The sequence below is a fragment of the Sphingomonas sp. S2-65 genome, assembly GCF_021513175.1.
Lineage (GTDB): Bacteria > Pseudomonadota > Alphaproteobacteria > Sphingomonadales > Sphingomonadaceae > Sphingomonas.
Genome location: NZ_CP090953.1, coordinates 2,576,847 through 2,589,887, shown reverse-complemented (window position 1 = coordinate 2,589,887; position 13,041 = coordinate 2,576,847). Strand labels below are relative to the sequence as shown.

2 protein-coding genes are annotated in these 13,041 nt (G+C 64.3%); both read right to left on the bottom strand.

The genetic code is table 11. The features are described 5' to 3' along the window. Positions 1 to 110 precede the first annotated feature (110 nt). The gene (locus LZ586_RS12110) at positions 111 to 2,051 is read right to left on the bottom strand and encodes a sialate O-acetylesterase (RefSeq protein ID WP_235076545.1); all 1,941 of its coding nucleotides are present in this window, start codon (positions 2,049 to 2,051) and stop codon (positions 111 to 113) included. Between the two features lie 127 nt (positions 2,052 to 2,178). Beyond that, positions 2,179 to 12,561, bottom strand: coding sequence for a calcium-binding protein (locus tag LZ586_RS18250; RefSeq protein WP_235076544.1), 10,383 nt, complete (start codon positions 12,559 to 12,561; stop codon positions 2,179 to 2,181). Positions 12,562 to 13,041 lie beyond the last annotated feature (480 nt).

Sequence of the window (13,041 nt, the reverse complement as noted above, 5' to 3'; positions counted from 1 at the left end):
CGGTTTGCGGTTGGCAACGCCCTGCTTCTATTCCGGCAGATCAACTCCAGACCGCGCCGGGCTGTTCGGGGAGGCGGCAGTGGTTCGGACGAGTGGGCGCCGCGCGCTTGTCAGGGAACGGCGATCTCGAAGGTGCCGACCGGCAGGCGAGCCTCGTCCGCCAGGTTGGTGGCGGGAGCGTCCGCCCAGGCATAGCGCACCCGCGCGACCGGCTTGCCATCGCCGCTGACGAGGACATCGCTGCCGCTGGTTCTGGCCGATGCGTAGCGGCAGCTGCCGGGGCCCGTGCCGCAAAGCTCGAAGCCGATCGCCTGGTCCGAACTGGCGGTGCGCAGCGTGCCCTTCACGCCGGTGAAGTGCAGGCGGACATTGGCGCCCTGGCGCTCGGCCGACGCAATGGCAGGACCCGAACGGCCCTCAGGCGCGCCGGCGAGCGCCGCGCGCATCGCCTGGGCGAGCCGCTGCCCGACGAGACGCTTCTCTCCCGGATGAATGTCCGCCGCGTCACCGATGTCCAGCGTCACGGCCATGCCGACATGCGGGTCCGCCACGGCGACCCGGCGCTGCGCGTCGCGTACATCGCCCCAGCCGCTTTCCGAAGGCGCGCTGGCGGGCGTGCCATAATTGGCGAGCTGGGCGATGACGAAGCCGGTCGCCGGGCTGCCGAAGCGCGTGCGCCAGTCCTCGATCAGCGCGCGCAGGCGGCGATCATAGCCCGGGATGCCGGTGTCGGATTCGCCCTGATACCAGGCGACGCCGGCGAGGCGGATCGGCCCGAGCGGGGCGATCATCGCGTTGAACAGGGTGCCCGCGCCGTTGATGTCGTCCCACGGCACGCGCGGCGCGCTGCCCGGCACGCGCTTGGCGATGGCGTAGCGCCACTCGGTTCCAAGCGGCACACTGGTGCCATCGGCAAAGGTCAGCCGCATCGCTTCCACCGGGCCGAGCATGCCGCCGAACGCGTAGACGTCGTCATCGTTGACGGTGATGACGTTGCGGCCGGGCTTGAGCGTGCCGGCGGGGAGGACGTAGACGCGCGGTGCGCCGGCCAGGCTGGTGCCGCCGACACCGACGCCGTTGACCCAGCTGCGGTCGGCATCGTCGATCATCCCGAGCGACAGGGTCGCGGCACCGCGCGCCTGCGCCTGGGTGAGCTCGACCGTGCGCTGATACCAGAGCATGCCGTTATAGTCGGCCAGTTCGGGAACGCCCCAGCTTTCGAAATTGGTGAAGGCGGGAACAGGCCGCCATTCGAGCGCTGCCCCCGGCTGCCAGGGTTCCTTTCCGGCTGCGTCACCGGTACCCGCGCGCCACCAGCCTTCCCAGATGGCCGAGGTCCGGCGCGTCGCCGCGACCGGATCGCGCGCGTAGAGGGCGAGCAGGTCCGCCTGGTCGCCAAGGCCGCCCTTGCGCAGGGCCGCATCGCTCATCCAGGCGCTGATCCGCGAGCCGCCCCAGCTGGAATGGATCGCCCCGACCGGCACGTCGGAATCCCGGCGCAGCGACTGAACCATGTACAGGCAGGCCGCGGAGAAGTTGTACGCGGCTTCGGGGCTGGCGATTTCCCAGGCGGGCACCGTGTCGAACTGGCTGGCGGGCGTGACCGCGGTCTTCTTGGCGACCGTCAGCAGCCGCAGCCGGGTATCGAGCGGCGGATGCGCTTCCGGGAACAGGCTCTGCGCCTCGCGGACCTTCATCTCCATGTTGCTCTGGCCCGAGCACAGGAAGACGTCGCCGATCAGGATGTCGTTGAGGATCGTGGCGCCGCTCGCGGCAGCCAAAGTGAGGGTGTAGGGGCCACCGGCAGGCAGTGCCGGGAGCTGCGCCTTGAACCGCCCGTCGCGGTCGGCGGCGATGCTGACGCTGCGCCCTGCCAGGCTGATCATCACCGTCTCGCCGGGGCTCGCGCTGCCGGCCAGCGTAATGGGCTGGTCACGCTGGAGGATCGCATGGTCGCCAATCGCGCTGTCGAGCCGGGGCTGGGCATAGGCGCCGGAGGCCGTGAGCAGTCCGGCCAGCAAGGCGGCGAGCGCGGTGGGTCGGCTGGGCATCGTTTCGCTCCGCGGTTCAGATTGGCTGGAGGCCATGTTGGACGATCTTGTCGATCAGCACATGGTGGTTTGGCAAGCCATGCAGCGAGCGACAGGCATAGCTTGTTCTAACTCCATAGTCTGCGATTTACCCCAGAGCGCCCCAACCCGAAGGCGAGCCGCCGCCAAGGATCAACTGAGGCTCCGTCACGCGCGATTGCCGCATGTCCGTGCTCAACTCCAAGATGCCGGCAGCCGTCGCCCAGGCAGTCGCGCCTGCTTCCACGAGCCTCGCCGCGTCGGCAAAGATCGTCGCGTCGAAGGCAGATCCATCGTCGCCACTCAGCGACGCCAGACGCAGGTCGCGCCCCGACCAGAATTGCCGCACGTCCACATGGCCTGGCAGACTGCGACGGCCTGAGAAGTCGACGAGCCCGGCCAATTGGGCGGCGCCGTCGGCCTCTGAAGACATCGCCATGACCGTCGATGGCAGCATGGCGGACGGTGCGAAGTCGCCATCCGAAAATCGAAGGAAGTCGATGTTCTGAACCGTGTCGGTGCCGTCACGGCCCGTGATCGTATCGGTTACCTGATAGATCCCGTTGCTCAGGGCGGTGACTTGATACTCCACTGCCGCACCGGCATAGGAGGCGATGTCGGTACCTCCATCGATCCCTTCAGCGACTGTCTCATACAGCCGGACGTTGTCGAGCGACGCACCGGCGTTGTTCTCAGAACCGGTGCCCACAAACCGAAGCGTGTTGCCACCGGCTGCGGCGGTCACGTTGAAGGATTCGCCGACCATCGAACTTCCAGTTTCGCTGCCGTAAGAGGCCAGAAGCGCGCCGTTCCAGTAAACCTGCAAGCCGCCGCTCGCCCCGGCGCGGTTCGCATGATCGAATTGAAGACGAAGCACCTGTCCGTCAGCGAGGCCCTGGAAAGCCTGGCTGACATCCATGTTGCTGCCGGCTCCTCCGCCCGAGTCCATGTCCAGCCAATACACGCCCTCGGTCGGCGCGACGCCGTTCCCGGAATTGGCCTGCTCGAAGGGTTGGCTGTTCGCCTTGGCCCAACCGGGCAGGCTCGAATTCGCCATGCCCCAGCTGCCGCTGCCGCTGACGGTTCCGGACTGCTCGAAGCTGCCGTTGACGACGAGGTTGGAGCCGACAGGAACCAGGCCCCCTGTCGTTGCCGATCCTCCCTGGATCGTGTCGTTGCCGGCACCGCCCTCCAGAACGTCGTCGCCCAGTCCACCGGCCAGGATATCGTCGCCTTGCTGCCCGTGCAGCGAGTCCGCGGCCGAGGAGCCGGTAATCCTGTCGTTCCCCTCCAGCGCCCAGATCTCGCCACCTGCGGCGGGCAGCTGCACGACATCATCGCCGTTCGTGGTCCCCTGCAGCAACGCGTCGACGGCGGCCTCGCTGAGGATCGTTCCGTCCGCGAATTCGAATTGCGAGATGCCCGCGTCGCGCCAGGTCTGGTTCTCGATCAGTATCGACCCGGTTCGATTCTTGAAGGTGAGCCGGAGATGGCTGCCGTCCGACGTTACTCTCGAGGCGATGATGTCGGTGGCCGCGATCCCCGCGCCGAAGACCAGCCTGTTGAAGCTCCCATACCAGCCGACATAATCGTTGATGACGTCGTCGCCGTCCCCGGCAGCATAGACGAACGTGTCGTCCCCTTCATGACCGACAAGGCGGTCATTGCCCAGGCCGCCGATCAGCACATCGTTGCCCTGCCACCCGTTCAGGACGTCGTCGCCTGCGTAGCCGTTGATCGTTTCGCCTTGCCCGCTTCCATCTATGGTCTCGGCGGCGGATGTGCCCTGCGAGGCGAAGAAGGCAGCGTTGAGGTAGGCCGCGTCCCAAGCCGTGCCGTCCGCGAACTGGACCAGGTCGATGCCCCACTCACGACCGCCATAGAATTGATTGTCGAGTGTGATCGAGCCACCGGCCTGACCGAAGCTAAGCACCAGATCACCGTTGTCGCTGGATCGGCCGAAACTGACCTCCAGCGGAGTGACGGTGCCACTGATCTGCACGACGTTCCAGCTGCCGTAATAGTTCGTGTATTCGCTTATGACATCATCGCTGCCGTCGGCGGCGTAGAGGTAGGTGTCGTCCCCGTCGCCGCCCTCCAGCCGATCGTTGCCGCTTCCCCCATTCAGCGTGTCGTTACCGCCATTGCCGCGCAAGATATCGTTGCCCGAGCCGCCCGCCAGAGGATCGGCGAAGCCGCTGCCGTCGATCACGTCGTCGCCGGAGGTCGCCTGGCTCGCAAAGAACATGGTGTTGATCGTAGTGCCGTCCCACTCCGTTCCATCGGCGAAGTGGATGAGATCGATGCCCCATTCCCTGCCGCCGTAGAGCTGGTTGTCGAGCGTGATCGACCCGCCACCCGCGAGGGAAAGGACGATATCGCTGCCATCGAGGGCCGAGCGCGAAAAGACCACGTCGCCGGCTGCGATCCCCGCGCCGATCTGCACCGTGTTCCAGCTGCCATAATAGTTGGTATAGTCGCTGAGGAAGTCGTTGCTTCCATCAACGGCGTAGAGGAACGTGTCGTCCCCGGCGCCACCCTCGAGCCGATCGTCTCCCGAGCCGCCGTCGAGAACGTCGTTGCCGTCATTGCCGCGCAGGATGTCGTTACCCGCTCCGCCGTTCAGGGGATCGGACTGCCCGCCGCCGTCGATGATGTCGTCGCCCGCGGTCGTCAGTGAAGCAAAGAACCGGGTGTTGATCGCAGCCGCGTCCCACTCCGTCCCATCGGCGAAGTGGATGAGATCGATGCCCCACTCCCTGCCGCCGTAGAGCTGATTGTCGAGCGTGATCGACCCGCCGCTTGCGAAGGAAAGGACGATGTCGTTGCCATCAAGGGCCGAGCGCGAAAAGACCACGTCGCCGGCCGCGATCCCCGCGCCGATCTGCACCGTGTTCCAGCTGCCATAATAGTTGGTGTAGTCGCTGAGGAAGTCGTTGCTTCCATCAACGGCGTAGAGGAACGTGTCGTCCCCCGCGCCGCCCTCGAGCCGATCGTCTCCCGAGCCGCCGTCGAGAACGTCGTTGCCGTCATTGCCGCGCAGGATGTCGTTGCCCGCTCCGCCGTTCAGGGGGTCCGACTGGCCGCCGCCGTCGATGATGTCGTCGCCCGCGGTCGTCAGCGAAGCGAAGAACCGGCTGTTGATTGCAGCTGCGTCCCACTGCGTCCCATCGGCGAACCGGAGCAGGTCGACACCCCATTCCCTGCCGCCATAGAGCTGATTGTCCAAGGTGATGGAACCGCCGTCGCTAAAGGAGAGGACGATGTCGTTGCCGTCGTTCGCGGAGCGCGAGAAGCCCAGGTCGCTCACTCCGATCCCGGTTCCAAGCTGGACGACGTTGTAGCTGCCCCAATAGTTCGCATAGTCGCTGATGAAGTCGCTACCGCCTCCGGTGCCGTAGTTGTAGACGTCGTCGCCCTCGCCGCCCTCAAGGCGATCGTTGCCGATGCCGCCGTCGAGGGTATCGTTGCCGCCTTGGCCGCGCAGCGTGTCGTTCCCGGCTCCGCCGAACATCTGATCGGCCAGCGAGGTCCCGTCGATCACGTCGTCTCCGGCCGTCGCTGCGCCGCTCGTCATCAGGTTGGCGAGATCCGCCGCGCTCCATACGGTCCCATCGGCGAACTCGACGAAGTCGAGCGTCCATTCGCGGCCACCGGTGATCTGGTTCGTAAGCGTGACGCTGCTTGAACCCCCTTTGACGCCCAGCACCATGTCATTGGCGTTGGTCGTGGAGCGCCGCACGGTCACGTCCGCAACCGCGATGCCCGCGCCGAAGACGAGGCGGTCGTCGCCGCTTCCCCAGTAATTCACATAATCGGAGATGACATCGTTTCCGTCGCCGATTTCATGGATGTAGGTGTCGGCGCCGCGGCCGCCCTCCAGCACGTCGTTGCCCAATCCACCGTCGAGAAGGTCGTTCGTGTGGAAGCCGATCAGGCGGTCGTTCCCGTCGGTGGAACGGAGCAGTTCTGCCTGGATGTCCAGCTTGGTCTTGGTCGTGCCATCGGCGAAGACGAAGTTCTCGACATCCCACCACGTTGCACCGCTCGTGTCCGTGATCGTCGTCCATTCACCGCCGACGGTTACGCTATCGCTGGTTCCTGCAATCGTGATGGTAAGTGCGTCGCCACTCCGGCTGAACTGCAGATCGCTCCAGCTCACGTCCGGAGTGAACCTCAGGGTATCATCCTCTGAGAGATTGCCGTCCGTCAGCGTCTCGCGGATCTCATCATGGCCATAGCCGCGGCCGAACACGTACGTGTCGCCTCCGTCGCCGCCTTCCAGCACGTCGTTGCCGGCCCCACCGTCTATCGTGTCGCCGGTCATGAACCCGAGGATGTGGTCGTCACCGGCGGTCCGAAGGCCCTCCAGGACCACCTGCTGGATCTCCTGTCGCACCAGCGTGGTGCCGTCCGCGAAAAGGAAACGATCGACGTCCTGCCAGGTGAACCAGCTGCCGTAGTTGAACTGGCCGCTTATCTTGAGGGTGTCCTCCGTGCCGAGCACCGTGATCAGGAGATCGTTGCCCGAGCGGGTGAAACCCAGGTCAGCCAGCGTGATCCCGGGCCCGAAGCGGAGTTCGTCGTCTTCGGACAGGTTCGCGGTCGTCAAGGACTCGCGAATCTCGTCATGGCCGTAGCCGCGACCGAACACGTAGATGTCGGCACCGTCACCGCCTTCGAGAATGTCGTCACCGGCGCCTCCGTCCAGGACGTCGGACCGGAAGGTGCCGACGAGGTGATCGTTTCCGGACGTGCCTCCAAGCATCGCCGCGGCGATCTGGACGTTGGTGAGCGTGGTGCCGTTCTCGAAGACGAACGATTCCACATCCTGCCATGCGAACCATTCGGCGAAGCTGAACTGACCCGCGATTCTCAAGGTGTCACTGGAGTTGGCGATCGTAATGACCAGATCGTCGCCATCGCGTGCGAAAGCGAGATCTTCCGGCAGCACGCCAGGACCGAACACGATGGTATCGCCTTCGCCCACATTGGTGTTGGACACACCCTCGACGATCACATCCCGCCCCGAACCTCTCCCGAACCGATAGGTATCGCTGCCGTTGCCGCCCTCGAGGATATCATCGCCGGCACCGCCATCTAGGATGTCGTCGCTGTCGAAGCCGACCAGATGGTCGTTTCCTGACGTGGCGGTGAGCAAGCGGACCTGAACGTCGTTCTTCGTCCACTCGGTCCCATTTGCGAAGCGGAACAGCTCGACATCGTTCCAAGTGAACCAAGCCGAATAGCTGAACTGTCCCTCTATGGTGAGCGTGTCGCCGCTACCGGCAAGCGTGAGGATCAGGCTATCGCCAGCGCGCGACAGCAGCACGTCCTCTGGCAACACGGTCGCCCCGAAGGCGACTATATCCTCGTCCCCATAGAGCACGTTGGACACGCTTTCGCGTATCGTGTCATGGCCCGACCCCACCCCGAACGCATACGTGTCGCCGCTTTCGCCGCCGATGAGCACGTCGTTACCTGCGCTTGCTTCGAAGCGGTCTGCGAGGGTGAAGCCCTGCGTGACGTCGTCGCCGCTAGTGGTGAAGCTTGCGATAACCCGGCGGTTCAGATCCTCCCACGTCCATATGGTGCCATCGCCGAACCGCACCTCTTCCACCCGGCTGGTCGGTATCGCCCCGAACACGCCGGTCTGGACGTAGTCATCCTGGCCCGCAAGGATCACCCGATCGCCGGAGCTGCCGATCACCAGCGTGACGGTCGTGCCATCGCGCTCGAAGGTGATGTCCGCCGGGGCGATCCCGGTGCCCAGCACGAGTTTGTCCACCGTGCTGTCGACCTGCAGAAAGCCATCGCCGATGAAGGTCTGGTTGTCGTCGCGGATCGTGTCCCTGCCGTCCCCGGCATTGAAGACGTAGGTGTCGCCCCCGGCACCGCCCGAGAGCAGATCATCGCCGCGTCCGCCGACGAGCCGATCTTCGAGGATGTCTCCCCGCAGCCGGTCGTTTCCGTCGCCGCCGGTGGTCACCACGGCCGTCACGTCCTTCCAGGAGAGACGGATGCCGTTCGCAAACTCGAACCACTCGACGCGGTCGAACCATTGCGCCCCAAGCACGCCTGTCTGGAAGCTGTCGAACTGGCCGACCACCGTGATCGTCTCGCCGGTTGCCGAATTGGTGACCGTCAGATCGGTGCTGTCGTAGGAACGGGCGAAGACAAGCGTAGCAGGGTCGATGCTGGCATCGAATTGCAGCGTGTCGGCCCGGACGGTGAGGCTTATACCGCCCAGGCCGACGCTCACGTCGATGTAGCGCGCCCGCTCGTCGATCCTGTCGTTTCCGGCGCCAGCACTCCACACATAGGTGTCGGCTCCGTCCATTCCGACCAGAAGGTCGTCCCCGGCGCTCGCGCCGAACACGTCGTCGTCGCCAAACCCTAGCGTCTGGTCTGCTCCCGCCGTGGTGGCCTGGCCGATGAGGAGCTGCTGAAGGTCCTTGTTCGACCATGCCTCGCCATATTCGCGGAATGCAAAGGCCTCGATCCGGCTGTTGAGCGCGAACTTGTCGTTATATCCAAGGACGGAATAATTGAACTGCCCTTCGATCAGCACCGTCTGTCCGTTCGTGCCGATCGTGACCAGGAGGTCGTCACCCTGCGCGCCGGAGCGGGAGAATAGGAGATCGCCCGGAGCGACGTTGTCGCCGAAGACCAGGACGTCGGCCGCGCGAAGCAGGACAGTCGACTGGATGTCGGAGATCACGTCGTGACCTTCCCCGCCATTCACCACGTAGAGATCGGCGTCGTCCCCCCCTTCAAGACGGTCGTCCCCGAGACCTCCGAGGAGGACGTCGGAATGCATCGTGCCGATCATGTGGTCGTCGCCGTCGGTGCCCGTTCCCACGGCGCTCATGATTTCGGGCGTCTCGAAGACCGTGCCGTCGGCGAACTGGATCTCCTCGACGCCCTTGTTGGTGCTCAGAAGCACGTCCGACGACAAGGGCACGACTGGTGCGAACTGGCCCGTCACGCGGATGGTCTCGCCTGTCGCGTCTACGGTGACCAGCAGGTCGTTGCCGTCGCGGGCAAGCGTCACGTCGCCAGGGTTGAGGAAGGCGAAGCGGATGCGATCGCCCGCCGGCTTCGCCTCCTCGTCGTTGATCGTGACGTGGCCTACGTCTCTGCCGAACAGGTAGACGTCCTGTCCGCCACCTCCAGTGATGCTGTCCGTGCCGCCACCTGAGACATAGATCGCTGCCTCAGCAGCATTGCCGCGGGAAAGGGTGTCGTTGGCTGCACTCCCGATCCTCAGGTCTCCGATGCCCAGTGCTCCTGACAGGGCCGCAAAATCCAGAGGCTGCGCAACACCGTCCATCGCCCGAAGGAGCTGAACGGCGATGAAGTCCGATCGGACCAGGTTGGCATCGGTCCGGCGCATGCCGTCCGCCATCGCCCCGAGCAGAGGAGCCCAGCCCTCCCATTGCTGAAGCGCCTGCTGCGGATCAGCAGGGAGATCGGCCAGCAAACCTGCATACAGGTCTGCGAGCGCGCTCGGAGTTTCTGCCACGAGCAGGTCGAGATCCTCGCGATAGCGAATGCCGGCGAACGCGTCGGCCATCGGGCCCTGCACGATGAGCCGCAGCGTCAGCCGCGTGACCTGATCCGACCAGAGCGCCTCAATTTCCTCGAGATTGTCGGTCTGCACGGTGCCCGCGCCATCGCGCGGCATCAGTGCGTAGCCGCTGTATTTCTCCAGGAAGGCGAGCTTGCGAGCGTCGAACCCGTTCGTGCCGATCGCGTCTGCCGCAACGCTCCCCACCCCGCTCCACGCGTAGAGGATGGCTTCCGCATTCGCCTTCAGGGTGCTCAGGTCATTGGTGGTGAGTGCAACGAAGTTCCCGACGAGCCCGCGGAGGGCCGGATCGCCCGTCATCGCGACTCTCAAATCCTTCAGCTCTCCGAAACCCTTGAGCTGCGGAAGTGCCGCGGCGGCGGCGCTGACCGCGCCATCCCCGAGCCAGCGGCTGGCGGTCTCGTTGATCTGGAACGCGACGTCGGCAACGCCTCGCGTCGTACCGTCCGCCCGCGTGAAGCTTCCGGTGCGAGCGATTGCGTTTCCGCCGACCGCCGTTGGAGACCCGGGTGCTGCGCTCGCAAGCGAAATGGAAACGATTCCGAGTTCGGCCAGCGACTTGAGCTCGCCGGTGTCCGAGACGCCATCCTGGTCCAGGTCCTGCCACACGCGCAGGCTGGCGTAGACAGAATCCGATCCGTCGATCCTGCCATCCGCATTCGCGTCGAACGCCGCGAGTGCAGTGAAACCCGACAGGGTTCGGTTGCCGAACAGCTCGGTGACGTTGTCGATCTTGCCGTTGCCGTCGGCATCGAGGGCGAGCAGGCCATCGTCGCTGCGCACCCATCCGGTCCGCTCGCCAAAGCCATCCGCATCAAACTCGAAATAGGCGTGGCTATTCGCCTCGGTGGTAAGCTCAAATCCGTCACCGTCGAGATCCAGCACCAGCGGATCGAAGCCGCCAAGTCCCACCCCGAAACCGGCCTTCAAGGCCAGATTCACGAACTTCTCGATGCGGCCCAGGGACGCGCCCGAGCCATCCCCTACCCCGGCTTCGAAGACCGTGATCCCCGCCGTTCCGACGCCGCTGTCGAGATCCATGTGGTAGTCATGCACCACACCCGGCGCCGTCTGCCCCCAGAGGTCGATCAGCAGATTGCCGCCAGCGTCCAGCTTGTAGCGGGCGAATTTCATGGTCGCGACGTCGATGAAGAACGCCGCGGTCGTCAGCAGCGAACTCCCGACGACAGGGAACGCCGCCAGCAGGGTCGAGAAAGGCGACCAATATGCCGTGCCCCCTTCCATCCACCACTGCTTCACGCCCCCATAAAGCGAGATGCCGCCATAGCTTGCCACGTCTTGGCTCTCGCCATCCTCAACATGGGTGTTGGACCGAATTTCGAACCGATCCGAGCCCGTGCCGCCGTAGAGGTGCGACTCCCATCCGCCGCCAACGAGCAAGTCGTTGCCGCCTCCTCCGTAGAGTGCGGAATACCCTTCGCCGTCCTCCCGCCTTCCTCCATTCGCGATCAAAGCATCGGAGTAATCCGTGCCGATCGCCGAGTTGGCCCCTTTTATCTGGATGTCGGTCGACTCGAATGCCACGCCTGCGAGCGCTCCGACCCAGCCCAGCAAGCCGCGATCCTTGGTCTGGTCCAACCCGACAGCATTCCCTGTGCCAAGGTTGAAATAGATGCCCGTGGTCAAATCGGAGGCATCCACTTCGTCTTGATGGAACGCGACGGCGGCGCCGCCCATCTCGACTATGGGTCCCGCTCCATCGAAATCGTCCAGGTCACCTTTCAACGTGAGTCGGTCGGATTCCTCGGTGAGTTCGATGCGCTCGATGCTGACGGCGCGGTCGACCTCGCCGCCCGTGGTCAGTTCAAAGGTCGCGCGGTCCTGATCGTTGGTAGGGGCGATCGGAGTCAGCGTGAGTTGCACCCCGCCCGATCCTGCTTGCAAGCCCAGATCCAAAGTGTCGGTTCCCGCCCCTCCCGCATAAAAGTCGGCCCCGGGACCACCCTCGAACACGTCATCACCGTCTCCGCCGGCGAGGATGTCATCGCCCGCACCCCCGATCAGCTTGTCCTTGCCACCCCCGCCGTAGATGAAATCATCGGAGCTCGAGCCCGTGACTTGATCTGCACCTCCTCCGGCTACGAAGAGCGTCAAGCGATCACTGGGAGCGCCAGCGGCCCGCCCGGGGATCGTGCCCACGAACGAAGTATTGGTTAGCTGGAAAGCCACACGGTCGATCAACTGATCAACTGGTTGCCCGGACAGGCCCTGCCGGTCCGCATACCAGCGCAATCCCGACGTCAGGTCCGATCGGATCTGGGCGGCGCCGCCCGAGACGATCTGGCTCAGATCGAGCCGCAGCTCGGACAAGGCCCTCGCGATCAGTGTCTCTCGGCCAACTATGGATGTGTGAGCAGCTCCCTTGCTCCACAGCGCATCTGAAAAGTCGACGGTGAGAACGTCGTCGTTGTTGGTCACGACGCCCTTGGTGGCCGTGGCATCCTGGCCGATAAGGACCTTACCTAGGGAGAGCTTGCCTGCATATTGAACCAGGATGTCTGCAATCGACTGAGCCGATCGAGAGAGCGATGTCGAGACATCTCCGAGTTTCAAGGCCTTGCCTAGATCGGAGCCATCATCGAACATCGCCCTTATGGCGGCATCCCCAAATGGTCGCTCGCCTTCATCTATTGCGGAATAGGCAATGGTGGTCTGCAATTTGGTAGCTGCGGAGGACGCGCCGGGTAGCGCGGAAAAGCCAGTGGCATTCCCGATGCGTTCACTGAACAGGGAAGGTAGAAAGAACTGCGCGGCCGATTGCCAGTCAGCTGATCCGGTCCACTCCTTCTGCCCAAACAGCAACGTCGTCAGCAATGCTTGGCTATGACGATCGATAGCCGCGACCAATCCGGGGAAGTCAGCGCCATAGGTCGACATCATGGATGGGACCTGCGTCGCGAGAAGTGCTCTCAGCGAATAAAGAGCCTCGCCCTCCGTGGCGAAAGCACGAAGTTTTGCGGAACTCGGAAGCCAAGGCTCGAGGTCACGGTATACTTGAGAACGGATGCTTCCTGGACTCCCGGCCGCCTCCAGTTCCGCAATCCCATAAGTTGCAACGGCAGCCGTCTCGAACGGCATATGGTCGAACAGCACGCCTTCCAGCCCGTAAAGGCCTGCCACCAGTCCGGCGAGACCACCGCCGAGCGAATGACCGGTGATCGCGACGTTAGCCGCGCGTGGATCACCCGAAGGATAGATCGCATTGAAAAAGTCTACGGCTAGCTTGCCCTGCACCTCGATGGGAGAACCAGCTCCCACGGTCCATCCGTTTAAGACATCCGCGAAGATGGATTGAAAGCTATTGGTGTTCGTCCCCCTGTAGCTTATCACTTGGGATCCATCGGAGAGCATGTATGCTTT

What these genes read in the sequence shown, in the direction of transcription:
- LZ586_RS12110 (WP_235076545.1), bottom strand. Translation starts at nt 2,051, where the DNA reads ATGCCCAGCCGACCCACCGCGCTCGCCGCCTTGCTGGCCGGACTGCTC.
- LZ586_RS18250 (WP_235076544.1), bottom strand. Translation starts at nt 12,561, where the DNA reads ATGATGTCGACCTATGGCGCTGACTTCCCCGGATTGGTCGCGGCTATC.